This is a genomic window from Klebsiella planticola, from assembly GCF_000783935.2.
In the GTDB taxonomy this organism is placed as follows: domain Bacteria; phylum Pseudomonadota; class Gammaproteobacteria; order Enterobacterales; family Enterobacteriaceae; genus Klebsiella; species Klebsiella planticola.
This window is the reverse complement of the sequence record NZ_CP026047.1, coordinates 3574536-3599073: the sequence shown is the minus strand read 5'-3', so window position 1 is coordinate 3599073 and position 24538 is coordinate 3574536. Positions and strand designations below refer to the sequence as shown.

Sequence of the window (24538 nt, the reverse complement as noted above, 5' to 3'; positions counted from 1 at the left end):
TTATCCTTGCATCTGCGGCTTAAGCGCTGTGACATGAATGTAGCGACCCAGGCTGATATACGGCTCCTGGCGACAGTAGCGCGTCTCCAGCTCCAGCAGCGCCGCAAAATTGTCGCGCTGTTTGCGTTTTTCACGCAGATAATCATGAAACACCCGCACGCCGGTCTTACCGGTAATGTGCCAGCCCTGCTCTTCCAGCCAGCCATAAACCTGCTGCGGGGAACGCGGATAGTCCGGCGACAGCGTACGTTTTTTCTTTTTCGGCATGCCGAGTTGTACGTAGTCGAAGTTCCCGACGACCATGTTATGCATCAACAGACCGTTAGCATTGTAGAACATTAACGATAACGCACCGCCGGGTCGTAAAACCGACCACAGCGTACGCAGCATCTCCTGCGGCTCGGCCACCCACTCCAGCACCGCATGAAACAGTATCAGATCGACCGGGCTTTCCAAATGCTGCGCAATATCCTGAGCGGCGCATTGTACAAAATGCATGTTGTCGATCACACCTTTATCGGCAGCAGCCTGCCGGGCGCGCGCCACCATTTCAGCCGAAAGATCGCATAACGTCACATGGTGGCCCATTTCCGCGACTTTTACCGCCGTTTGCCCTTCGCCGCCGCCCGCGTCAAGAACCCGAAGCGGCCCAGGCCCCAGCTGGCTCAACAGCGGTTGCAGATCCTGCCACAGAATGGCCTGACGCAGTTCGCCCTTGGTGGTGCCGTAAATATTGCGCGAAAACTTTTCAGCCATGTCATCGAAATTACGATCTTTCACGGACGGATCCACCTGCCAACACAAAGCCGCTATTTTGTCATACCCACGCTGAGAATGAAGCGATCTGTTATAAGATCCGGACATAACTTTGGTTATATGGTTAAAAAAGGACCCATCTGGCATGCTTTTTACACTGAAAAAGTATTTAGGCGGCATGATGCTGCCGCTTCCCCTGCTGCTGTTGCTGATGGCGGTCGGCATCGCGTTACTGTGGTTTAGCCGTTTCCAGCGTACCGGCAAGCTCTGCGTCAGCCTCAGCTGGCTGCTGTTGCTGCTGTTGAGCCTGCAACCGGTAGCCGATAGTTTGCTCAAACCAATCGAAGATAAATACCCGACGTGGCGCAATGCAGAGCGCGTGCAGTACGTCGTCGTACTTGGCGGGGGCTACACCTGGAATCCGGAGTGGGCGCCCAGTTCAAATCTCATCAACAACAGCCTGCCGCGGCTGACGGAGGGAATCCGCCTGTGGTATGAGAATCCGGGCGCGAAACTCATCTTTACCGGCGCAGCGGCGAAGACGAATCCCGTCAGCACGGCAGAAGCCGGCGCCAGAGTTGCGGAGAGTCTGGGGATACCGCGCAGCGAAATTATCGTTCTGGATAAACCCAAAGATACCGAAGAGGAAGCCGAGGCGGTGAAACAGGCCATCGGCGATGCGCCGTTCCTGCTGGTAACTTCCGCATCGCATTTACCCCGGGCGATGATTTTCTTCCAACATGTCGGGCTAAACCCGCTGCCGGCGCCCGCCAATCAGCTGGCGATCGCGTCACCTCTCAATCCGTGGGAACAGGCGATCCCTTCTCCCGTCTGGCTGATGCACAGCGATCGCGTCGGCTACGAAACGCTGGGACGCCTCTGGCAATGGTTAAAAGGCAGCTCAGGCGAGCCAGGGGAGGATTGATTTAGCGGCCAGGTCAAACCGGGCGCGGTCAAAGCGCCCGGTATTGACGAGATTATCCACCTCATCCCACAGCAGATAGAGCCAGCGTCGCCACAGGAAAGATTCAGCCACCGGCGCACGGCGCAGATAGTGCCACAGCAGCTGCTCCGCCTGCCCACCGTCGGACAGGCGAAACAGTTCATATTCTCGCGGCGCCCACAACATCATGCCCGGCCCGACCATCGCCAGCAGCTGATCGCTACGCGCATCTTTCAGCATACTGCGCAGCGTGAAGCTGCCGTGGACCAGCACACAGTTATCATTAAAGTCTTTCAATAAATCCGGAAGGCACTCGCGGGCGCGGAACAGAATCCGTTTATCCTGCATCGTCAGGCCGGTATCCTGATACAAATTAAGGGTACTCCACAGCATCTCTACCCGCTGGCGGTACCAGTGCGGCCACAGGTTTTCCTGGGTGCTGTCCACCATGCCGACGCAGCCGCCGCTATCGTGCCGGTGCCAGGCCAGAAGAGCTTCCACGATCTGCTCCTGCAGCTGTTCCCAACGCTCAGGCGTACGGGCCGGCGCTTCCGCAGAGACTCCCCGCAGCCGCTCAATCAGCAACACGTCCGGGCCTGGATGCTCTTCATGCGTCAACACCCCATAGACCACCGGCATGCGCGCGGTACCGCTGCGCGCCAGCATGGAGATTTTCCACGCCAGCTGGCGGGCAACCCCGGGCGTGGTAAAGCTTCTCGCCAACAGCGGCAGCGGGTTTCCCTGCGCGTCATACAACGACCACAGCGCCGAGGAGGGTTTCTCGCTGATACACTCCACGCGGCTCAGTTTTTCTCCCAGCAGGTGGCTAAGTTCGGTTCGCAGCTGTTCCATCTCTGATTACCCCTGTGAATACTACTGGTTTTATAATGAGCGCCAGCCGCAGGGATGTCATCAGGTGAGATCAAAAAATTTGGGGAAAAAGTATGGAAAAATAGCTTGAGGATATCCCCTCACGACGGAGGGGATGAACGGATTAACGCAGCTCTGCGCGCACGCGCTCCAGATCTTCTGGCGTATCGACACCGGTCCCCGGGACAACTTCGGCCACCGCGACATGGATTTTTTCGCCGTACCACAACACCCGCAGCTGCTCCAGCATTTCGATCTGTTCCAGTGGACTCGGCGCCCAGCTGACGTAGCGACGGATAAAGCCGGCACGATAACCGTAAATACCGATATGACGCAGCAGAGAATCACCGATAGTCTCGCGTGATTGCGCAAAGCGATCGCGATCCCACGGAATGGTGGCGCGGGAGAAGTAGAGCGCATAGCCCTGCGCATCCATCACCACTTTCACAGCATTCGGATTAAATGCTTCCTCTGCGTCGTGAATCGGAACGGCGAGCGTTGCCATGCCGCAGGTATTGGCCGCCAGATTCTCAGCCACCTGGCGTACGATCGCCGGCGGGATCATCGGCTCATCGCCCTGGATATTCACGATGATCGTGTCATCACTGAAGCCGCACTTTTCAACAACTTCGGCCAGACGCTCGGTCCCGGATTGATGGTCCGCACGGGTCATGCACACTTCGCCGCCGGCAGCTTCGACCGCACGCGCAACATCGTCATGATCCGTCGCGACGATAATACGATCGGCCCCGGATTCGCGCGCGCGCTCCAGAACATGAACGATCATCGGCTTACCGTTGATATCCTGTAGAGGCTTGCCCGGCAGACGCGTGGAGGCAAAACGCGCAGGAATGATGACCACGAAACTCATGAATGGCTCTCTCCCACGGCTAGTGCGCGGGCTTCGGTTTCCAGCAAGACGGGAATGCCTTCACGGAAAGGAAAGGCCAGGCTGTCAATTTTGCAGATCAGCTCTTGCTTATCCTGGCTGTAGTAGAGTTTACCGTTGCAGACAGGACAGGCGATGATTTCTAGTAAACGGTGATCCATGATTCCTCCTGATGGACCGAATAGATTCCGCAGCAGCATATCACATGATGGCAAACTCAGGGATCCGTTTGCGGCAAAGGCTGAGCGGGGTCTGGCCTTGTTCAGGCCGGGGAAATCTCCCAGCCCTGCTGACGGTCAGAGAAAAGCCCCGGCGGCAGACGACCGAAGGTTATACGTTGAGCCGACTGCCAGAGAGCAAACTCTTCAATCGCCCGGTGCAACCCTTTCTCCAGCCCCGAGGTGACCCTGACCCCTTCTTCCAGCCACAGCGAAAAAACCTCCAGAACTCCGGTTTTCCGATGCACCTTGCTGTCCATTCTGCCCACCAGTTTTCCCTGGTGCAGCAGCGGCAGAACAAAGTAGCCATACTGACGCTTCGGCGCCGGCGTGTAGCACTCGAGGCGATAGCTAAAATTGAAGAGTTGCTCAGCGCGTTTACGGTCCCAGACTACCGGGTCAAATGGCGAGAGCACCGCGCTATGGCTGGCGGCGAGTTTACCGCCGGGCGCCGATTCCAGCTGCCCGAGCGCTTCGTGGTGGAGCCACATGTCGCCCAGTTCCTCGACCTTCACCGGGACCACCATGCCTTCCTCCTGCCAGTTCGCCAGCAGCGTCGATAAAGCGGGCTGGCGGAGCCGATAGTAATCAGCCAGCCACTGGGGGCGAAAAATGCCGAGGCTCCGGGCACTGTTGCGCAGCATTAACGCCTCCGCCTGCGGCTGCGTCAGCGCATCGCGCTCATCGTCCCAGTGCGGCATCACGCGATGCGTCAGGTCATACACCCGCTGAAAGTTACGCCGCTCCACGACCATCACTTTACCTGCGGTAAACAGGCCTTCCAGATGGCGCTTGTGCGGTTTCCATTCCCACCAGCCGCTGGCGCCTTTGCGCGGATGTTCAAAGTCAGCCGAACGAACCGGACCATTCTGCGCGATATGCTCCAGCAGCAGCTGAATATCGTCCGCATGTTCCGTCATCCATGCCTTGTGATACTTCCAGCCCATATTATCGGGCGTCAGCATGCGGTGGCGCACCAGGGCAAAGTCGCTACGGGGCAGGAAACAGGCTTCATGAGCCCAGTATTCCATCAGCTCCCCGCTGCGCAGGGCGTCCTCCAGCCAGCTTTGCGGATAGCGACCAAGACGACTAAAAAGCACAAGATAGGGGCTGCGGGCAACGACGTTGATGGTATCGATTTGCAGCAAGGACATCTGCTGAACAGTTTGCAGAATATCGCTGGCGCGGGCACGTCGCCGGGGCTTCTTCAGCAAGCCCTGCGCCGCAAGGTGGAGATGACGGGCTTCTTTAAGCGACAGTTGTAATACCGACATGCAGGTTCTCCGTAAAGGACTCCGGCACAGCGTTATTGAAGCGAGCGTGGCAGAACTAACGTTGCGCCAGCGTCACCAGTTCCGTCAGCAGCTGCTGTGCGCGTTCATCCGTCATTATGGCGTCGACAGGTAAATACCACCAGTTTGATTCGGCAAACCCGCGACATTTCACCGCATCTTTCTCGGTCATCAGCAGCGTTTGCTGTGGGTTCACAAGGGCGGAAACGCTCGCCTGAGTCAATGCCTGGTGATCGGCAAGCGCGACGGTTTTTACCGGCAGGACGCCGCAGCTTTCCAGCGTGGCGAAAAAGCGCGGGGGATGGCCGATCCCGGCCATGGCAACGACATTCTCGAAAGAAGCCACGTCACGCCGTTCGCCGCTGCGTAAATTCACCGCCAGTCCGGGTCGCAGCTGCATGGGGATCTCCCCCGCCTGCGCGACGCCGCCGTTAACAATGATGGCGTCGACGCTACGTAAACGTGACGCGCGTTCACGCATCGGCCCGGCCGGTAGCCACCAGCCATTGCCAAAACGGCGCTCGCCATCAATCACGACAATTTCTTTGTCCCGTGCCAGTTTGTAGTGCTGCAGGCCATCATCGGTGATGATGAGCTGCAAATCATGTGCATGAAGCAGCGCCTGTACCGCCTCACGACGCTCTGGTGAGACCGCAACCGGCGCGCCGGTGCGTTGAAAAATGAGTACCGGTTCATCGCCGGCTTCCGCGGTACTGGTGTCATTGCTGAGCAATAATGGATAGCTCGCTGCTTTCCCGCCATAGCCACGGGAAACGACGCCAACGCGAATACCGCGCTGCTGGAGCTGTTCCACCAGCCAGATGACCACCGGCGTTTTGCCGTTGCCTCCGGCGGTGAGATTCCCCACCACCGCCACCGGAACCGGTGCTCGCCAGGCTTTCTTCAGCCCCAGCCGATAGCTGAGACGAATCAGCCCGCTCACCAGGCCATAGAGCCAGGAGAGCGGCAGCAAAAGTCGCCATACGGGCGACTCACCGGACCAGATACGCGCAATCATTGGCCAAACTGCATCTTATGTAGCTGAGCATACACGCCGCGATGTTCCAGCAGATCGGCATGGCTACCGCGCTCGACAATGCGGCCATCTTCCACAACCACAATTTCATCGGCTTGTTCAATGGTGGAAAGACGGTGGGCAATGACCAGCGAAGTGCGGTTTTTTTGCAGTTCATCGAGGGCAGCCTGAATCGCGCGTTCAGACTCGGTATCCAGCGCCGATGTCGCTTCGTCCAGAATCAGAATCGGGCTGTTACGCAGCAGCGCACGCGCGATGGCAATACGCTGGCGTTGACCGCCGGAGAGCAGTACGCCGTTCTCCCCGATAACGGTATCGAGGCCATTATCCATTTTGCTGATAAAGTCCATCGCGTAGGCCATACGCGCCGCTTCTTCGATCTGCTCGCGGCTGTACTCTTCCGTGCGCGCATAGGCAATGTTGTTGGCCACGGTATCGTTGAACAGATGCACGTTTTGCGACACCAGCGCCACCTGGTCGCGCAGGGATGCCAGAGTGTATTCACGCAGATCGTGGCCATCCAGCAGAATCTGACCGTTATCGATATCATAAAAACGCGTAATCAGGCTGGCGATGGTCGATTTACCCGACCCCGAACGCCCGACCAGGGCGACCGTTTTACCTTCCTGGATGTTGAGGTCGATATTTCGCAGCGCCGGCGTTTCACGGCCCGGATAGGTAAAGGTGACGTCTTTGAATTCCAGGTTGCCCTTCGCACGCTCGATAACCAGCTTGCCTTCGTCTTTTTCCTGTTCGGAATCAAGAATCGCAAACAGCGTCTGGCAGGCGGCCATCCCGCGCTGGAACTGAGCATTGACGTTCGTCAGCGATTTCAGCGGGCGCATCAACGCAATCATTGAGGAGAAGACGACGGTGATGGTACCGGCAGTTAACGTTTCCATGACGCTCGGGAAGCTGGCGGCATAGAGGACAAATGCCAGCGCCAGTGACGCAATCAGCTGAATAACCGGGTCAGAAATAGACGACGCAGAGACCATTTTCATCCCCTGCAAGCGCATTTTGTTGCTGACCTTATCAAAACGTTTGGTTTCTACCGCCTGACCGCCAAACATCAGCACTTCTTTATGCCCTTTCAGCATCTGCTCTGCGCTGGTGGTGACCTGACCCATGGTGTTCTGCATATTCTTGCTGATATTACGAAAACGCTTCGATACCACGCGAATCGCCATGGAGACGATGGGGGCCAGGACGATCAGAATCAGCGACAGCTGCCAGCTGTAGTAGAACATCATCACAAACAGGCCGATGATCGAGGCGCCTTCACGCACGACGGTAATCAAGGCGCTGGAAGAGGATGACGCAACCTGTTCGGAGTCATAGGTGATACGAGACAGCAAGGTACCCGTGGACTGTTTATCAAAGAAGGAGACGGGCATCCCCATCATGTGGCTGAACAGACGGCGGCGCATCGTCATGACGACTTTGCCTGAAACCCACGAGATACAGTAGCTCGAAATATAGCTGGTGACGCCACGCAGTAACATCAGCCCAATCACGACCAGCGGCATCCATAGCAGCACTGAGCGATCCGTTTTACCAAAACCATCATCCAGTAACGGTTTAAGAAGCGATAGCATGAAGGTATCACTAGCGGCGTTAAAGACTAACGCAACTGCCGCGACGATCAGTCCGGTTTTAAATGGCGCAATAAGTGGCCAGAGGCGGCGGAAGGTCTGCCACGTGGAGAGATCTTTATCATTCTGCATTCAATAAACCAGCTTATGTTGAAATAGCCGCATATTCTACCCGTTATCCACGGTCTCGCCAAACCACTGATGATACCAACGCGGTAAAAGTTGATCTCGTAAGCTTTGGATTTGCCAACCTTCTGTAGAAAAAATAACCGTAATTTGTCCCTGATGCGGCGTATCGAGCCATCGATAGCCCTGCTGACGGTAGCGCTGTACCACTTTGGCCGCAGGCATACGCCAGGTATTATATCGCGAGGCCGACGCCAGCGCCGCCGCACCTCCGGTTCGCTGCAACAGTGCCAGCGAAGAAGAGGTATTGCTGCCATGATGCGGAACCTGGATAAGTGTAGACGCAAGATGCTGCCAGTAGTGGCTCATCATTGCCCGTTCCGCCGGAATTTCAATATCCCCGGTCAGCAGAATGCTCTGCTTTCCGTCATCAATACGGACCACGCAGGAGCGGTTATTGCCCGTCATGCCGGAATCCGGCAGCGGCCACAGCACGCGAAAAGTTAATCCACGCCATCGCCAGCTTTCGCCTCGCCGACAGGGAAGATGTCCCTGCCAGCCCAGCGGACTGCGGATCCAGAGCTCAGGCCAGGCCTTCAGCAGCGAATTGAGACCACCGCGGTGGTCAAGGTGTTCATGGCTCAACAAAACGCCCTCCGGACGCAGGTTATGCCAGCGTAGCCAGGGAATAATAATCTGCTGACCGCTGTCGCCATCGGGCCAGGCCAGTCCGGTATCATACAGAATTGCCGCCCCCTCCCGCTCAATGACCATGGCCAGCCCCTGCCCGACGTCCAGCATCGTAACCCGCCATTCATCTTTCACTCCGTGACGCCAAAAAGGCCAGCTCAGCAGCAGCGTACTGCTAAGACAAAGCGCCGGTAGCGAACGCCAGGCATGAAAACGCCATACCAGCAGCATCAGCCAGGGCAATGCGCTGAGCCCCGCCCAGCGAAAATCCAGACTGAGCCAGCCCTGCGGCAACAGACGCAAAAACCAGAATAATGCTGCCAGCAGTCGGTCTGCCAACCACCACACCGTCATTTCAACCCCGACAGGCCCGCTGAGATGCAGCAGCATCGCCAGCAGAATAGCGGGAACAACCGCAAAGGTGACCAAGGGTACGGCTATCAGATTTGCCGCCCAGGAAGTCAGGCTGATGCCGTGGAAAAGGAGAATCTGAATCGGCAATAGCAGAAACATCAGCCCAAGCTGCAGATGGCCTATAGCGAGCACTTCGCGCCATGGCCAGCGCCACGCATGCAGCTGCAGCGGCACCAGCTGATACCAGAAAATCAGCGTTGCGACGGCGAAGATGGACAGCCACAAACTATCAGACAACACCGCCAGCGGATCGGCAAATAAGATCGCGCCAATACAACAGAGCCAGACCTGCCAGGACGACCAGCGTTTAGCAGATAGCCGTAGGCCCACCACGCAGCTCAGGGCTACGCAGGTCCGCAGCGCAGGCGGCTGCATACCGGTCAGCCAGGCATAAAATAGCGCGCAGGCCAGACCGACAAGTAGCGGCATTCTCCAGCCAATCCATCGGCACGGGAAAAAGAATTGCAGGCCCCGAACCACCAGTCCGCCGAGTATGGCGCCTAGCGCAATATGCAAACCCGAGATCGCCATCAGGTGCGATGTACCGGTCTCCTGCATCAGACGTTTGATATCCCCCGGTACAACCAGTCTCTCCCCCATGCCGAGCCCGAGTATCACCGACTGCCAGGGAAAAGCGTCCAGAGTGCGTTCCAGCGATGCCAGATAGCGTGCGCGGTAGCTGCACGTCGGATCTGATGCTTCAGCCGACGTAAAGCGCCCGATTAGCGAACGATGTTGCGCCAGGGCAAAACGCTGGCCGTCAAAGCCCCCTTCGTTGAGCTGGCTATGGATGGGGCGAAGACGAACGGTCATCTTCCAGCGCTGCCCGGCACATGGCAGGCCAGGCAGCGCGTTACCATAAAGAGTCACCCCTGGCGCTGGCCATAGCCTCTGCCCGTTGAAACGGAGAATATTTCCCTGGTAGGTGGTCTCCCCTTCGACTGCCGTTAGCTTAATCTCAACCTGCCGGTTGCCACCAGGTAGCACCTGCATCGGCCACAGCACCTGACGTGCGCTCAGCACGCCCCAGGCAAAAAACAGCATGGTCAAAGCCAGGTAACGTGCTGGCCCCCAGCGGTAAAACGCTATCAGGATAGCACCACCGATAATAACCTGAACGGTGAGCGGTGTGGGCAGTTCTGGCAAGAACAACAGTGGGCAGATCCCGACAACCACGCACCCGGCAAGCTGTGATAAACGCATGTCCCCTCCCTGTTGACGGAGAGTATCGCGTGAAAGCTAAAGGTCGTCAGCGGTCGGCGGGCGGGTATGGATTTCGGCTTCCGAAAAACCTACGGGGTTGCAGCAAAACGAAGATGCTGCCGTGAGGCGGGGCAAACCAGAGACATAAAAAAAGCACCGCAGAGGTGCTTTTTTTATCATCGGAGTACGTTGTCGCGGCTCTGCGAAACTTACTCTTCGTAAATATTGGCGCGGTCGCGTAATTCTTTCCCTGGCTTAAAGTGCGGAACGTACTTACCTTCCAGTTCAACTTTATCGCCGGTCTTCGGGTTACGCCCGGTGCGAGGTGCTCGATAATGCAAAGAGAAACTGCCGAAACCGCGGATTTCAATGCGCTCACCTTGAGCAAGCGTTGAGGCCATATGTTCCAGCATTTCTTTAACAGCATCTTCGACCGCTTTCGCAGGAATGTGAGATTGCTGGCTGGCAAGTCTTTCTATCAATTCTGACTTGGTCATTATTCCTCCGGTTTCCTTCAAGGCAAAATTAGCTAACTGCTTTAAACAAGGGCGGCCGTAGCCGCCCTTTGTGCTTGATTACAGGACGAATCCTGCAATCTGTCAAGTAAACTCGTCGTAATTCAGGTTGTTGTAACCTGAATGACTAAGATTACTCGCCTTTAGCTGCTTTGAAAGCTTCAGCCATTGCGTTGTTAGAGAAGTTTGCATCTTCCTGTTTGTTAACAGTTGCGATGGCATCTTTCTCATCAGCTTCGTCTTTAGCACGAACAGACAGGCTGATTGCACGGTTTTTACGATCAACGCCGGTGAATTTAGCTTCAACGTCGTCGCCAACGCTCAGAACCAGAGTTGCATCTTCAACGCGGTCACGGGAAGCTTCAGAAGCGCGCAGGTAACCTTCAACGCCGTCAGCCAGTTCTACGGTTGCGCCTTTAGCGTCAACTGCAGTGACTTTACCGTTGACGATTGCGCCTTTCTTGTTCAGTGCAACCCAGTTGTTGAACGGATCTTCTGCGAGCTGTTTAACGCCCAGAGAGATACGCTCACGCTCTGCGTCAACCTGCAGAACAACTGCTGCGATTTCGTCGCCTTTTTTGTATTCACGAACTGCTTCTTCGCCTGCAACGTTCCAGGAGATGTCAGACAGGTGAACCAGGCCGTCGATGCCGCCGTCCAGGCCGATGAAGATACCGAAGTCAGTGATAGACTTGATTTTACCTTCAACACGGTCGCCCTTGTTGTGGGTTTCCGCAAACTGCTGCCACGGGTTGTTTTTGCACTGCTTCAGACCCAGGGAGATACGACGACGTTCTTCGTCGATATCCAGAACCATAACTTCCACTACGTCGCCAACGTTAACAACTTTGGACGGGTGGATGTTTTTGTTGGTCCAATCCATTTCGGAAACGTGAACCAGGCCTTCAACGCCTTCTTCGATTTCAACGAAGCAGCCGTAGTCGGTCAGGTTGGTCACGCGACCGGTCAGTTTGGTACCTTCCGGATAACGCTTAGCGATAGCTACCCACGGATCTTCGCCCAGCTGTTTCAGGCCCAGAGATACACGAGTACGCTCGCGGTCGAACTTCAGCACTTTAACAGTGATTTCGTCGCCAACATTTACGATTTCGCTCGGGTGCTTAACGCGTTTCCACGCCATGTCGGTGATGTGCAGCAGGCCGTCAACGCCGCCCAGATCAACGAATGCGCCGTAGTCAGTGAGGTTCTTAACGATACCTTTGACTTCCATGCCTTCCTGCAGGTTTTCCAGCAGCTGATCGCGTTCTGCGCTGTTTTCGGATTCGATAACGGCACGACGGGAAACAACAACGTTGTTACGCTTCTGGTCAAGCTTGATGACTTTGAACTCAAGCTCTTTGCCTTCCAGGTGCAGGGTGTCGCGAACCGGACGAACGTCAACCAGGGAACCCGGCAGGAACGCGCGAATACCATTCAGCTCAACAGTGAAGCCACCTTTAACTTTGCCGTTGATAACACCGACTACAGTTTCAGCTTCTTCGTAAGCTTTTTCCAGCGTGATCCAAGCTTCGTGACGTTTAGCTTTCTCACGGGACAGCAGGGTTTCACCGAAGCCGTCTTCTACTGCATCCAGAGCAACGTCAACTTCGTCACCGACCTGGATTTCCAGCTCGCCCTGGGCGTTTTTGAACTGCTCTGCCGGAATGGCAGACTCAGATTTCAGACCGGCGTCAACCAGTACGATATCTTTGTCGATAGCAACAACAACACCACGAACGATGGAACCCGGACGGGTTTCGATTGTTTTTAAGGATTCTTCAAATAGTTGAGCAAAAGATTCAGTCATGTTTAATCTTCAGGTTTCATATTTAACGTCCACCTGGCTCCGTGCCGGATGGGGTTGTTTAACATACCCGCTAACACTCCATTGCTGCGGGGGTACTGCTATAATTCTGAGGCCGTTTCGCTTCACCGCTTAGCGGTCAGGCGACTGCCAGTTTTTCGCGCGCATAGTGTAGCGCTTTTTCAATAACTTGCTCAATGTTTAGTTCAGTAGAATCGAGAACTAAAGCATCAGCGGCCGGGACAAGCGGCGCTACGCTGCGATTACGATCGCGATCGTCGCGCTCTTTTATCTCGGACAAAAGACGTTCAAAGTTAACACTAAAGCCCTTTTCCTGCAACTGCAGCATACGCCGATGGGCGCGCTCTTGTGCGGATGCATCAAGGAAAATTTTCACTGGCGCATCGGGAAACACGACGGTTCCCATATCGCGTCCGTCGGCAATCAGGCCGGGCAGTTCACGAAATGCGCGCTGACGACGAAGCAACGCTTCGCGCACGCGGGGAAAAGCGGCAACTTTCGATGCGGTATTGGCCACTTCCTGAGTACGAATGGCGGCGCTGACGTCTTCGCCTTCAAGAATCACTTCCAGACTGCCGTCGGTGGAGATAAACCGCACATCCAGGTGCGCCGCTAACGGTACCAGCGCCTCTTCAGATTCGACATCAACATGGTGATGCAGCGCCGCGAGGGCCAGAACACGATAGATGGCCCCGGAATCCAGCAGATGCCAGCCCAGCGCTTCCGCCATTGCCTTGCACAATGTGCCTTTACCTGCACCGCCAGGCCCATCAATGGTGATTACCGGAATATTTGCCGTCATCTTTTTCTCCTTCAGCAAGGCGCATAGAATATAAACGCCGCGCATTATACGCATCTCTACGCCGGAAAGTGAGCATTGCTTGCAAATTACGGACTACCAGAAATGAAACGCAGAAGAATTGCGCAATTATAGCGGGCTGACGGAGCGCCAGCCCGGAAGATGACAATATTTTACTTTTTCGTTTTGCTTTTGCGAAGGCGAACGTTACGCCAGCGTGCTGATCCGCGCCAGCTGCCCGAAGTAATCCGGGAAGGTTTTCGCCGTGCATTTCGGGTCAAGAATAGTCACCGGCGTATCAGACAACGCCACCAGCGAGAAACACATTGCCATACGGTGATCGTTATAGGTGCCAATCTCGGCAAACTGCAGCGTCAGCGGAGGCGTAATGCGAATGTAATCCTCTCCCTCTTCCACTTCGGCGCCCACTTTACGCAGTTCGGTGGCCATCGCAAACAGACGGTCGGTCTCTTTGACGCGCCAGTTATAGATGTTGCGTAGCGTGGTGGTGCCCCTGGCAAACAGCGCCGCGGTGGCGATAGTCATCGCCGCATCCGGAATATGGTTCATATCCATATCGATAGCATTCAGCTCGCCGCGGGTACAGGCAATATAATCCTCACCCCAGGTGACGGTCGCCCCCATTTTTTCCAGGACATCGGCAAAACGAATATCGCCCTGCACGCTGTTGCGGCCGATACCGGTAACTTTTACCGTTCCACCTTTGATGGCGCCGGCAGCAAGGAAATAAGATGCCGACGAGGCATCCCCTTCGACCAGGTAATCACCCGGCGACTGGTACTGCTGATTGCCGCGGACAATAAAGCGCTGATAGGCCTGATTTTCGACCTCAACGCCGAATGTTTTCATCAGATGCAGCGTGATGTCGATATACGGTCTGGAAACCAGCTCGCCTTTAATCGCGATGACGGTATCCTGCGGCGCCAGTGGCGCAGCCATCAGCAGCGCGGTCAGGAACTGGCTGGATACGCTGCCGTCCACTTCAACGTCGCCGCCGGTAAAGCCGCCGCGCAGGCGCAGAGGCGGATAGTTTTCCTGCTCCAGATAATCAATCTGCGCGCCGCCCTGGCGCAGAGCGTCAACCAGATGGCCAATCGGGCGCTCTTTCATGCGCGGCTCGCCGGTCAACACGATATCGTTGCTGCCCAGACACAGCGCGGCGGCCAGCGGACGCATGGCGGTACCTGCGTTACCGAGGAACAGCTCCAGCGCACTGCCGGCCTGCAGCGGCCCACCGTTGCCGGTCACTTCACAGCGGGTACGGTCAGAAGACAGAACATAATGAACTCCCAGGGCGCTCAGGGCATTCAGCATATGGCGTACATCGTCGCTGTCCAGCAGGTTGGTCAGCACCGTGGTGCCACGGGCCAAAGCCGCCAGCAGCAAAGCACGGTTAGAGACACTTTTTGACCCGGGCAGGTTCACGGTGCCATCGACTCGCGCAATGGGTTGTAACGTCAGGGATTCCATCAAACTTAACTCTCAAACAAACAGAATAAAAACCCCGCAGACCAGCCGCGGGGATGAAAAACAGGAGGATGATTAGCCGTGGCGGCGTTCAAAATCCTGCATAAAGTCGGTCAGTGCCTTCACGCCCGCCAGCGGCATCGCGTTATAGATAGAGGCACGCATGCCGCCCACTACGCGGTGGCCTTTCAGTGCATGCAGACCTGCGGCAAAGGACTCTTCAAGGAACAGTTTATCCAGCGCACTGTCGGCCAGCTGGAACGGGACGTTCATACGGGAACGGTTAGCCGCTGCCACATCGTTACGATAGAAGCTGCTGCGGTCGATCGTACCATAGAGCAAATCGGCTTTTTGCTGGTTGATTTTGTCCATAGCCGCCACGCCGCCCTGCTCTTTCAGCCACTTGAACACCAGACCGGCCAGGTACCAGGCAAACGTCGGCGGGGTGTTAAACATGGAGTCGTTGGCATCCAGTACGGTGTAGTCGAGGATTGACGGACAGGCGATGCTGGCTTTACCCAGCAGGTCTTCACGTACAATCACCAGCGTCAGGCCCGCCGGACCGATATTTTTCTGTGCGCCCGCATAGATAACGCCGTAACGGCTGACATCAATCGGGGCAGAGAGAATCGTGGAGGAGAAATCCGCCGCAACCACGACGTCGTCAGCAAAATTCGGCGTTTCATCAATCGCGATGCCGTCGATGGTTTCATTCGGACAGTAGTGCAGATAGGCCGCGCCTGGCGTCAGCTGCCATTCGCTCATCGGCTTAACTCCGCGCAGGCCGTCAACCGTGATTTTCGCGTCAATGGCATTCGGCGAACAATATTTTTTCGCTTCTTTAATCGCGCTTGCCGCCCAGTAACCGGCATCGACATAGTCAGCGGTGGTTTTATCACCCAGCAGGTTCAGCGGAACGCCGGCGAACTGACCGCGACCGCCGCCGTGGCAGAATAATACTTTGTAGTTGGAAGGGATATTGAGCAGATCGCGAAAATCCTGTTCTGCCGCCTCGGCCACCTGGATAAACTCTTTACCACGGTGACTGATTTCCATGACCGACGTACCCAGACCATGCCAGTCACACAGCTCCTGCTGTGCCAGTTTGAGAACTTCCGCCGGCAGCATTGCCGGGCCCGAACTAAAGTTATAGACCTGAGCCATTTCCCCTCACCACGTTGCTATGTTGTCTGTCCGCGAACCATCGCGGGCATAAGTTATTCCTGTGGCTATCGGTTTTATCATTCAGTGACACGCACCGCAACGAGTAAAACTAAGCAGCCACGAAATGTGGCTGCCGTCACACAAAAGAATCTGCCGGCTTGACGTCATAAAACCGACATAATTGCTGTCAGGTGACTCTTTTCGCCCTGCTGGCCCGCGACCATTCTGCATTTGCGCAGCGCGGACATAATTGTTTATCCCCGGCGCGGAGCTTAAGAACTGCGCTACAACGTACGCAGGCATATTCATCGTCGCGCGGAATGGTGGCGAAGCTTGCATTATGGGGCGGAGGTAAAATAGACAGACCGGCTTTGACGTCCCGATCCGCATAGTAGTAGAGACTAATTTGCCCGTTCGTTTCCAGAATAGCCAACCGGACCTGTCCCAGCTGTTCGACGCCGTTGATCCGCAGTTCCATAAAAAACTCGAATTCGGTCATGTTTTCCGCCTGTAAATTCTTCCAGGCCAGTTCCCCCTGTTCGATGACCGGGATCGGTTTACCCTCAAGCAGGTTCTCCAGCGTCTCGCTTTTGCCCATCAGCCACATAATCAGCCGGTAAAGCAGCGCCAGAGTGACAAAAACCACCAGCACCGGCAGCATCGGGACATCGTCATAGAAAGCGACATCCCCCGCCGCGGAACCGAGGGTCAGGATAATGAGGACTTCAAACAGCGACATCTGCCGCACGCCGCGTCGGCCGGTGATTTTGAGAAAGATAAATACCAGGACAAAGGTGTATACGCTCCTGAGCGCCACCTCAGCCAAAAAATCCACTGGCACTTTATCCAACGCCATACGATGCCAATCAAATGCCTTCATGGTTAACGCCTGTACAGTTATCGGGTGTCAGTAAGGATAGCCAGACGATGGAGATAGCGCCGGTCATCTAAAAGCCGTATCATTGCGCGCTTTACGTACGATAAAAGTGATCGCCATGACTCAAACGTTTATTCCCGGCAAAGATGCCGCCCTGGAAGATTCCATCGCTCGCTTCCAGCAGAAATTGCTCGACCTCGGATTTGATATTGAAGAGGCCTCATGGCTGAATCCCGTACCGCACGTGTGGTCAGTACATATCCGTGATAAAGAGTGCTCGCTGTGTTTCACCAACGGCAAAGGGGCGACCAAAAAAGCGGCGCTGGCTTCGGCTCTTGGCGAATATTTCGAGCGTCTGTCCACCAACTACTTTTTTGCTGACTTTTGGCTGGGCGAAACCATCGCTAACGGACCGTTCGTCCACTATCCCAATGAGAAATGGTTCCCGCTGACTGAAGACGATGAGGTGCCGGAAGGTCTGTTGGATCCTCGTCTGCGCGCATTTTACGATCCTGACGATCAGTTGACCGCCAGCATGCTGGTCGACCTGCAGTCGGGCAACGACGAACGCGGCGTTTGCGGCCTGCCGTTCACCCGCCAGTCCGATGGCGAAACCGTCTATATCCCGATGAATATCGTCGGCAACCTGTATGTCTCTAACGGTATGTCAGCGGGCAACACGGCGAACGAAGCGCGCGTTCAGGCGCTGTCGGAAGTCTTCGAGCGTCATATTAAAAACCGCATCATCGCGGAGAGCATCAGCCTGCCAGAAATTCCGGCAGAGGTCATGGCGCGTTATCCTGGTGTGGTGGAGTCCATCAATAAGCTGGAAGCCGAAGGTTTCCCGATTTTTGCTTACGATGGCTCGCTGGGCGGCAAATATCCGGTTATCTGCGTGGTGTTGTTTAACCCGACGAACGGAACCTGCTTCGCCTCTTTCGGCGCACATCCGGACTTCGGCGTCGCCCTGGAACGTACCGTCACCGAACTGCTGCAAGGCCGTAGCCTGAAAGACCTTGATGTCTTTACCCCCCCTACCTTCGATGACGAAGAAGTGGCCGAACACGCCAATCTTGAAACCCACTTTATTGATTCCAGCGGTCTTATCTCCTGGGATATGTTCAAACAGGATGCCGACTACCCGTTCGTCGACTGGAGCTTCTCCGGCACGACGGAAGAAGAGTTCGCCACCCTGATGGCTATCTTTAAAGAAGAAGATAAAGAAGTTTACATCGCCGATTATGAGCACCTGAGCGTCTACGCCTGCCGCATCATCGTTCCGGGAATGTCAGACATTTATCCGGCGGAAGATCTGTGGCTGGCCAATAACAGCATGGGCAGCCATCTGCGCGAAACCCTGCTCTCCCTGCCGGGCAGTGAATGGGAAAAAGAAGATTATCTGGCGCTGATCGAGCAACTGGACGATGAAGGGAATGATGACTTCACCCGCGTACGCGAGCTGCTGGGCCTGGCGACGGGCAAAGACAACGGTTGGTATACGCTGCGTATTGGCGAACTGAAAGCCATGCTGGCGCTGGCCGGCGGCGATCTGGAGCAGGCGTTGATCTGGACGGAATGGACCATTGAATTCAATGCGTCTATCTTCAGTGCGGAACGCGCAAATTACTACCGCTGCCTGCAGACGCTGCTGCTGCTCAGTCAGGAAGAAGAGCGCCAGCCTCTGCAGTACCTGAATGCCTTTATCCGTATGTACGGCGCTGATGCGGTTGAAGCCGCCAGCGCGGCGATGAGCGGTGAAGCGCCGTTCTATGGCCTGCAGGCGGTAGATAGCGATCTCCAGGCTTTCCCGGCCCATCAGTCTTTACTGAAAGCCTATGAAAAACTGCAGCGGGCAAAAGCGGCATTCTGGGCTAAATAAGGCTTCATTTTACTGCCAGCCACATTATTTACGGGGTCGATAAAGACCCCGTTTTTCATCGCTAAGTAGACCCGCGCTAATTTGTGGTTGCAACGTTAATTTACAGTAAACTTTTTTTACGCATCAGCTTGGGATTGTTAATTTTAATAAAAAATACCCCATTTTAATTAACCGTCCGGAGCGGCCCAAAATGAAAAAAATCAACATAAGTTGTAAATTTTAAAATTTATTTTTTTCATCTAAAACAATCATTTATTTCCATAATAAGTCAAAACCACACATATTCAGGGCTTATAGTTCCGGTGGGATATGATCTACATCAATTTCCCTTCTATAATGCTTTGTTAGTATCTCACCGCCAACTTTTATAAAGAGAGAGTTAGTGTGAAAGCTGACAACCCTTTTGATCTTTTACTCCCTGCAGCCATGGCGAAAGTCGCCGAAGAAGCAGGTGTCTACAAAGCGACAAAGCACCCGATGAAGACGTTTTATCTGGCGATTACCGCTGGTGTTTTCATTTCCATTGCTTTTGTCTTCTATATTACGGCGACAACCGGCACTGCCGCGATGCCTTTCGGGATTGCTAAACTGATCGGGGGGATCTGCTTTTCACTCGGCCTGATTCTTTGCGTCATTTGCGGTGCCGACCTGTTTACCTCCACCGTTCTTATCGTCGTGGCGAAAGCCAGCGGACGAATTACCTGGGGTCAACTGGCAAGAAACTGGCTCAACGTCTATGTTGGTAACCTGATAGGCGCACTGCTGTTTGTATTGCTGATGTGGTTATCTGGCGAGTATATGACCGCCAACGGTGCCTGGGGCCTTAACGTCCTGCAAACCGCCGACCACAAAATGCACCATACATTTATTGAAGCCGTGTGTCTGGGGATCCTGGCTAACCTGATGGTCTGTCTGGCAGTGTGGATGAGCTACTCCGGCCGCAGCCTGATGGATAAAGCCATGATAATGGTTTTACCCGTGGCTATGTTTGTTGCCAGCGGCTTTGAGCACAGTATCGCTAACATGTTTATGATCCCGCTGGGTATCGTAATCCGCGACTTTGCAAGCCCGGAATTCTGGACCGCTATTGGTTCTGCTCCGGAAAATTTCTCTCACCTGACCGTGATGAACTTCATTACTGATAACCTGATTCCGGTAACTATCGGGAACATTATCGGCGGTGGTCTGCTGGTTGGGTTGACATACTGGGTCATTTACCTGCGTGGCGACGACCCTCACTAAGGGCCGTTTCAGGCAGTAAATAAAAAATCCACTTAAGAAGGTAGGTGTTACATGTCCGAGCTTAATGAAAAGTTAGCCACAGCCTGGGAAGGTTTCGCGAAAGGTGACTGGCAGAAAGAAGTCAACGTACGTGACTTTATCCAGAAAAACTATACCCCGTATGAAGGCGACGAGTCCTTCCTGGCTGGCGCAACTGAAGCGACAACCAAGCTGTGGGACAACGTTATGGAAGGTGTTAAACAGGAAAACCGCACTCACGCGCCTGTTGACTTCGACACTTCCCTCGCATCCACCATCACTTCTCATGACGCGGGCTACATCAACAAAGCTCTTGAGAAAATCGTTGGTCTGCAAACTGAAAAGCCTCTGAAACGTGCGATTATCCCGTTCGGCGGCATCAAAATGGTTGAAGGTTCCTGCAAAGCGTACGATCGCGAACTGGACCCGATGCTGAAAAAAATCTTCACCGAATACCGTAAAACCCATAACCAGGGTGTATTCGATGTCTACACCAAAGACATTCTGAACTGCCGTAAGTCTGGCATTCTGACTGGTCTGCCGGATGCGTATGGCCGTGGCCGTATCATCGGTGACTACCGTCGCGTTGCGCTGTACGGTATCGACTTCCTGATGAAAGACAAATACGCACAGTTCCTGTCTCTGCAGTCTGACCTGGAAAACGGCGTAAACCTGGAAGCGACTATCCGTCTGCGTGAAGAGATCTCTGAACAGCACCGTGCACTGGGTCAGATCAAAGAAATGGCAGCGAAATACGGCTGCGATATCTCTGGTCCGGCAACCAACGCACAGGAAGCTATCCAGTGGACCTACTTCGGCTACCTGGCCGCCGTTAAGTCTCAGAACGGTGCAGCAATGTCCTTCGGTCGCGTATCCACCTTCCTGGATGCCTACATCGAACGTGATATCAAAGCAGGCAAAATCACTGAACAAGACGCTCAGGAAATGATTGACCACCTGGTCATGAAACTGCGTATGGTTCGCTTCCTGCGTACTCCGGAATATGATGAACTGTTCTCCGGCGACCCGATTTGGGCAACGGAATCCATCGGTGGTATGGGCGTTGACGGCCGTACTCTGGTCACCAAAAACAGCTTCCGCTTCCTGAACACCCTGTACACCATGGGTCCTTCTCCGGAGCCGAACATCACCGTTCTGTGGTCTGAAAAACTGCCGCTGAACTTCAAGAAATTCGCCGCTAAAGTGTCTATCGATACCTCTTCTCTGCAGTACGAGAACGATGACCTGATGCGTCCGGACTTCAACAACGACGACTATGCTATCGCATGCTGCGTAAGCCCGATGGTTGTTGGTAAGCAAATGCAGTTCTTCGGTGCTCGCGCTAACCTCGCGAAAACCATGCTGTACGCTATCAACGGCGGCGTTGATGAAAAACTGAAAATGCAGGTTGGTCCGAAATCTGAACCAATCAAAGGCGACGTTCTGAACTTCGACGAAGTTATGGAGCGTATGGATCACTTCATGGACTGGCTGGCTAAGCAGTATGTCACCGCCCTGAACATTATCCATTACATGCACGACAAGTACAGCTACGAAGCCTCTCTGATGGCGCTGCACGACCGTGACGTCATTCGTACCATGGCATGCGGTATTGCTGGCCTGTCCGTTGCGGCTGACTCCCTGTCTGCTATCAAATATGCGAAAGTTAAACCGATTCGTGACGAAGACGGTCTGGCCGTTGACTTCGAAATCGAAGGTGAATATCCGCAGTTCGGTAACAACGACTCTCGCGTTGATGACATGGCGGTTGACCTGGTAGAACGTTTCATGAAGAAAATTCAGAAACTCACTACCTATCGTAACGCTATCCCGACTCAGTCCGTTCTGACCATCACCTCTAACGTGGTTTATGGTAAGAAAACCGGTAACACCCCTGACGGTCGTCGTGCTGGCGCGCCGTTCGGACCAGGTGCTAACCCAATGCACGGCCGTGACCAGAAAGGTGCTGTTGCCTCTCTGACCTCCGTTGCTAAACTGCCGTTTGCTTACGCTAAAGATGGTATTTCTTACACCTTCTCTATCGTGCCGAACGCACTGGGTAAAGACGACGAAGTGCGTAAAACCAACCTTGCTGGCCTGATGGATGGTTACTTCCACCACGAAGCGTCAATCGAAGGCGGTCAGCACCTGAACGTCAACGTGATGAACCGCGAAATGCTGCTCGACGCGATGGAAAACCCGGAAAAATATCCGCAGCTGACCATCCGTGTATCTGGCTATGCAGTACGTTTTAACTCCCTGACTAAAGAACAGCAGCAGGACGTTATCACTCGTACTTTCACTCAGACCATGTAATGGTTGTGACTGAAATCGCGATTTAAAAAGCGTACAATAAAGGCTCCACGCAAGTGGGGCCTTTTTAGCACCTCCCGTACTACAGTCTCTTTTGCCCGCTATCTATACTGCATGGATAACAGCCAAAACAGACTTAACACAGCCGGTTTGAGCTGTGCATACACAGGCCCCGGACGGGCCGAATCTGGAGATATCACCGCAATGTCAACTATTGGTCGTATTCACTCCTTTGAATCCTGCGGCACTGTCGATGGCCCAGGGATCCGCTTTATCACCTTTTTCCAGGGCTGCCTGATGCGCTGCCTGTATTGCCACAACCGTGACACCTGGGATACCCATGGCGGCACCGAAGTCACCGTCGAAAGCCTGATGAAAGAGGTTGTGACCTATCGCCACTTTATGAACGCTTCCGGCGGCGGCGTGACGGCATCGGGCGGTGAGGCAATTTTGCAGGCCGAGTTCGTGCGCGACTGGTTCCGCGCCTGCCGCAAAGAAGGCATTCATACTTGCCTTGATACCAACGGCTTTGTCCGGCGCTACGACCCGGTGATTGACGAGTTGCTTGAAGTGACCGATCTGGTCATGCTCGACCTCAAACAGATGAATGATGAGATCCATCAGAATCTGGTTGGTGTGTCTAACCACCGTACGCTGGAGTTTGCCCGCTACTTATCGAATAAAAACATCAAAGTCTGGATTCGTTACGTGGTGGTTCCCGGTTGGTCAGACGATGATGATTCCGCGCACCGCCTCGGCGAGTTTACCCGCGATATGGGCAATGTCGAAAAAATCGAACTGCTGCCCTATCACGAGTTAGGCAAGCACAAATGGGTGGCGATGGGTGAAGAGTACAAGCTCGATGGCGTACACCCGCCGAAGAAAGAGACGATGGAGCGGGTCAAAGGCATTCTGGAGCAGTATGGCCATAAGGTGATGTACTAATCCACGCCCCTTCCCCTACATTACGGCTGCCGCTTCAGGCAGCCGTTTTGCTTTCTGTCGGAGAAAACAGCGGACGGGAAGCGGTAGACGCTCCCTTTTTATGATCACAATATCAGGCGTGCGCCACCGGCGTCGGATGGTGCCCCGCTTTACGCAGCAGCGTCAGCAGATAAATAAACGACACGCTGGCAATCATGATAAATAGCAGATTGTCGGAGAAATTCTGCATCAGCATGGCGGTGAAGGTTGGCCCGAGCAGACTGCCGACGGTATAGCTCATCAGTAACGCCTGGTTCATGGCGACCAGCTGATGGCGCTCGACTTTCTCACAGGCCCAGGCCATTGCCACCGGGTACAGCGTGAAGCCCGATGCGCCAAGGATAAACAGCGCCGGAGCCATTGCCGCGCCGCTAAGCATAGCCAGGCACCCTAAAATCACCACAAAAACCTGAACGCGCAACACCAGCAAGCGCCCATAGCGGTCGGCCATACGGCCGATCGGCCACTGGCCCAGAATACCTGCGCTGACCATAACCGCCATCCAGAAACCGATGCCGGAGTCACTTACGCCCTGATGGTTCAACCACAGCGGCATCAATCCATACAGCGACCCGAGAACAATTCCGGAGATAATGCAGCCGTTCACGCCATGGCGGGCCTGACGCAGCCTGAGCATTGGCCAGATCCGCGCCGGCTCATGCTGTTCATCACTTTGATTCACTACGCGGGTAAACAGCAGAGGCAGAATCGCTGCCAGCGCCAGCGCAGTCACCCACGGCAGCACGCTCATCAGGTCCGTCGGCAGTTTGCTGACCATCAGTTGACCCAGCACGGTTCCCACATAGTAAACCATCATATAGGCGGCCAGCAGACGACCGCGGCTACGCGACGTTCCGCTGCACACCAGGGCGCTTTCGACCACGACCCAAATCATCGCGCAGCCAACGCCAGCGAGAAAGCGCCAGCTGAACCAGGTCCAGAAACCGAGGGTAATACCCAGTCCGACGCAGCCCACCGCAAAGATCAGCGACGCAAGATAATAGCTGCGGTTAAATCCCAGACGCTTAATCACCCATCCGGCCAGCAGCGTCCCCACCAGGTTACCGGTGAAATAGGACGAGCCCACCATTCCGACCTGCCAGGTTGGCATATTTTCATGGGCGAGCCAAAGCGGGACGAGGGTATTTAAAACCGCAATCGCCAGCGTCAACAGAAACAGGCCGCAGAGCAACATTTGCACCGGCCGGGTGTAGATGGACATGGATATAACCGTGAGGAAGTTTAGATTTCGTGCGCATCATGCCACCGCTAAAAACATTGTCAATCCACCAGAAATCAGGCGGGACGCGGTTTCACGGGCAACGATAGAAGTTTTTCATCCAGCGGAGCGACAACAGAATTATTCTTTATATTATTCCATTGTTTTTATTAATTTATTGAA

20 protein-coding genes are annotated in these 24538 nt (G+C 54.7%); 5 read left to right on the top strand and 15 right to left on the bottom strand.

Annotated elements, in window-relative coordinates; genetic code table 11:
- Positions 1–780 (bottom strand): tRNA uridine 5-oxyacetic acid(34) methyltransferase CmoM, encoded by a 780-nt coding sequence (cmoM, locus tag MC50_RS17295; protein ID WP_032695666.1) that lies wholly within the window; start codon positions 778–780, stop codon positions 1–3.
- A gap of 121 nt (positions 781–901) precedes the next feature.
- On the opposite strand from cmoM, the gene elyC reads away from it, so the two are divergent.
- Positions 902–1681 (top strand): envelope biogenesis factor ElyC, encoded by a 780-nt coding sequence (gene elyC, locus MC50_RS17290; protein WP_032688586.1) that lies wholly within the window; start codon positions 902–904, stop codon positions 1679–1681.
- Here elyC and MC50_RS17285 read toward each other — a convergent pair.
- The 13 genes from MC50_RS17285 to MC50_RS17225 form a co-directional block, all read right to left on the bottom strand.
- The gene (locus MC50_RS17285; protein ID WP_047664514.1) at positions 1658–2551 is read right to left on the bottom strand and encodes a YcbJ family phosphotransferase; all 894 of its coding nucleotides are present in this window, start codon (positions 2549–2551) and stop codon (positions 1658–1660) included. The two genes, elyC and MC50_RS17285, sit on opposite strands and share 24 nt — an antisense overlap.
- 142 nt (positions 2552–2693) lie before the next feature.
- On the bottom strand, positions 2694–3440 hold the full coding sequence (gene kdsB, locus MC50_RS17280; protein WP_032688588.1) for a 3-deoxy-manno-octulosonate cytidylyltransferase: 747 nt from the start codon (positions 3438–3440) through the stop codon (positions 2694–2696).
- Positions 3437–3619, bottom strand: a complete 183-nt coding sequence (locus MC50_RS17275) for a Trm112 family protein (protein ID WP_004860086.1) — start codon at positions 3617–3619, stop codon at positions 3437–3439. Before MC50_RS17275 ends, kdsB begins: the two co-directional genes overlap by 4 nt.
- A 101-nt stretch (positions 3620–3720) precedes the next feature.
- Complete coding sequence (locus tag MC50_RS17270) at positions 3721–4950, bottom strand: winged helix-turn-helix domain-containing protein (RefSeq protein WP_032695664.1); 1230 nt, start codon at positions 4948–4950, stop codon at positions 3721–3723.
- A 55-nt stretch (positions 4951–5005) separates the two neighbouring features.
- Positions 5006–5986: a tetraacyldisaccharide 4'-kinase gene (gene lpxK / locus MC50_RS17265; protein WP_032688590.1), complete on the bottom strand. Its 981-nt coding sequence runs from the start codon at positions 5984–5986 to the stop codon at positions 5006–5008.
- Positions 5983–7731, bottom strand: coding sequence for a lipid A ABC transporter ATP-binding protein/permease MsbA (gene msbA, locus MC50_RS17260; RefSeq protein WP_032688592.1), 1749 nt, complete (start codon positions 7729–7731; stop codon positions 5983–5985). The genes lpxK and msbA overlap by 4 nt, the downstream gene beginning before the upstream one ends.
- 36 nt (positions 7732–7767) lie before the next feature.
- Positions 7768–10032, bottom strand: a complete 2265-nt coding sequence (locus tag MC50_RS17255; protein ID WP_047664511.1) for a ComEC family protein — start codon at positions 10030–10032, stop codon at positions 7768–7770.
- A 209-nt stretch (positions 10033–10241) separates the two neighbouring features.
- Complete coding sequence (gene ihfB, locus MC50_RS17250; RefSeq protein ID WP_004100704.1) at positions 10242–10529, bottom strand: integration host factor subunit beta; 288 nt, start codon at positions 10527–10529, stop codon at positions 10242–10244.
- Positions 10530–10680: 151 nt separating this feature from the next.
- Positions 10681–12354 carry a 30S ribosomal protein S1 gene (gene rpsA, locus MC50_RS17245; RefSeq protein WP_004860074.1) on the bottom strand — a complete coding sequence of 558 codons (1674 nt, stop codon included), beginning with the start codon at positions 12352–12354 and terminating at the stop codon, positions 10681–10683.
- Positions 12355–12490: 136 nt separating this feature from the next.
- A complete protein-coding gene (cmk, locus tag MC50_RS17240; protein WP_032688594.1) occupies positions 12491–13174 on the bottom strand; it encodes a (d)CMP kinase in 684 nt (227 codons plus the stop codon).
- Between the two features lie 204 nt (positions 13175–13378).
- Positions 13379–14662 (bottom strand): 3-phosphoshikimate 1-carboxyvinyltransferase, encoded by a 1284-nt coding sequence (gene aroA, locus MC50_RS17235; RefSeq protein ID WP_032688595.1) that lies wholly within the window; start codon positions 14660–14662, stop codon positions 13379–13381.
- Positions 14663–14734: 72 nt separating this feature from the next.
- Positions 14735–15823 (bottom strand): 3-phosphoserine/phosphohydroxythreonine transaminase, encoded by a 1089-nt coding sequence (serC, locus tag MC50_RS17230; protein ID WP_032695660.1) that lies wholly within the window; start codon positions 15821–15823, stop codon positions 14735–14737.
- Between the two features lie 187 nt (positions 15824–16010).
- A complete protein-coding gene (locus MC50_RS17225; RefSeq protein ID WP_032695659.1) occupies positions 16011–16703 on the bottom strand; it encodes a DUF421 domain-containing protein in 693 nt (230 codons plus the stop codon).
- Between the two features lie 115 nt (positions 16704–16818).
- Between MC50_RS17225 and ycaO the strand changes: the two genes are divergently transcribed.
- The 4 genes from ycaO (at position 16819) to pflA (ending at position 23097) form a co-directional block, all read left to right on the top strand.
- Entirely contained in the window at positions 16819–18579 is a 1761-nt protein-coding gene (gene ycaO, locus MC50_RS17220; protein WP_004860065.1) for a 30S ribosomal protein S12 methylthiotransferase accessory factor YcaO, read from the top strand.
- Positions 18580–18963: 384 nt separating this feature from the next.
- On the top strand, positions 18964–19821 hold the full coding sequence (gene focA / locus MC50_RS17215) for a formate transporter FocA (RefSeq protein ID WP_047664507.1): 858 nt from the start codon (positions 18964–18966) through the stop codon (positions 19819–19821).
- Positions 19822–19872: 51 nt separating this feature from the next.
- On the top strand, positions 19873–22155 hold the full coding sequence (gene pflB / locus MC50_RS17210) for a formate C-acetyltransferase (protein WP_047664505.1): 2283 nt from the start codon (positions 19873–19875) through the stop codon (positions 22153–22155).
- A gap of 201 nt (positions 22156–22356) precedes the next feature.
- The gene (gene pflA / locus MC50_RS17205; protein ID WP_032688600.1) at positions 22357–23097 is read left to right on the top strand and encodes a pyruvate formate lyase 1-activating protein; all 741 of its coding nucleotides are present in this window, start codon (positions 22357–22359) and stop codon (positions 23095–23097) included.
- A 112-nt stretch (positions 23098–23209) separates the two neighbouring features.
- Here pflA and MC50_RS17200 read toward each other — a convergent pair whose 3' ends face one another.
- The gene (locus tag MC50_RS17200) at positions 23210–24358 is read right to left on the bottom strand and encodes an MFS transporter (RefSeq protein WP_047664502.1); all 1149 of its coding nucleotides are present in this window, start codon (positions 24356–24358) and stop codon (positions 23210–23212) included.
- Positions 24359–24538 lie beyond the last annotated feature (180 nt).

Excerpts from the sequence above, each read along its gene's own strand:
- elyC (WP_032688586.1), top strand. The coding sequence starts at position 902 with ATGCTTTTTACACTGAAAAAGTATTTAGGCGGCATGATGCTGCCGCTT.
- MC50_RS17285 (WP_047664514.1), bottom strand. The coding sequence starts at position 2,551 with ATGGAACAGCTGCGAACCGAACTTAGCCACCTGCTGGGAGAAAAACTG.
- kdsB (WP_032688588.1), bottom strand. The coding sequence starts at position 3,440 with ATGAGTTTCGTGGTCATCATTCCTGCGCGTTTTGCCTCCACGCGTCTG.
- MC50_RS17275 (WP_004860086.1), bottom strand. The coding sequence starts at position 3,619 with ATGGATCACCGTTTACTAGAAATCATCGCCTGTCCTGTCTGCAACGGT.
- MC50_RS17270 (WP_032695664.1), bottom strand. The coding sequence starts at position 4,950 with ATGTCGGTATTACAACTGTCGCTTAAAGAAGCCCGTCATCTCCACCTT.
- lpxK (WP_032688590.1), bottom strand. The coding sequence starts at position 5,986 with ATGATTGCGCGTATCTGGTCCGGTGAGTCGCCCGTATGGCGACTTTTG.
- msbA (WP_032688592.1), bottom strand. The coding sequence starts at position 7,731 with ATGCAGAATGATAAAGATCTCTCCACGTGGCAGACCTTCCGCCGCCTC.
- MC50_RS17255 (WP_047664511.1), bottom strand. The coding sequence starts at position 10,032 with ATGCGTTTATCACAGCTTGCCGGGTGCGTGGTTGTCGGGATCTGCCCA.
- ihfB (WP_004100704.1), bottom strand. The coding sequence starts at position 10,529 with ATGACCAAGTCAGAATTGATAGAAAGACTTGCCAGCCAGCAATCTCAC.
- rpsA (WP_004860074.1), bottom strand. The coding sequence starts at position 12,354 with ATGACTGAATCTTTTGCTCAACTATTTGAAGAATCCTTAAAAACAATC.
- cmk (WP_032688594.1), bottom strand. The coding sequence starts at position 13,174 with ATGACGGCAAATATTCCGGTAATCACCATTGATGGGCCTGGCGGTGCA.
- aroA (WP_032688595.1), bottom strand. The coding sequence starts at position 14,662 with ATGGAATCCCTGACGTTACAACCCATTGCGCGAGTCGATGGCACCGTG.
- serC (WP_032695660.1), bottom strand. The coding sequence starts at position 15,823 with ATGGCTCAGGTCTATAACTTTAGTTCGGGCCCGGCAATGCTGCCGGCG.
- MC50_RS17225 (WP_032695659.1), bottom strand. The coding sequence starts at position 16,703 with ATGAAGGCATTTGATTGGCATCGTATGGCGTTGGATAAAGTGCCAGTG.
- ycaO (WP_004860065.1), top strand. The coding sequence starts at position 16,819 with ATGACTCAAACGTTTATTCCCGGCAAAGATGCCGCCCTGGAAGATTCC.
- pflB (WP_047664505.1), top strand. The coding sequence starts at position 19,873 with ATGTCCGAGCTTAATGAAAAGTTAGCCACAGCCTGGGAAGGTTTCGCG.
- pflA (WP_032688600.1), top strand. The coding sequence starts at position 22,357 with ATGTCAACTATTGGTCGTATTCACTCCTTTGAATCCTGCGGCACTGTC.
- MC50_RS17200 (WP_047664502.1), bottom strand. The coding sequence starts at position 24,358 with ATGTCCATCTACACCCGGCCGGTGCAAATGTTGCTCTGCGGCCTGTTT.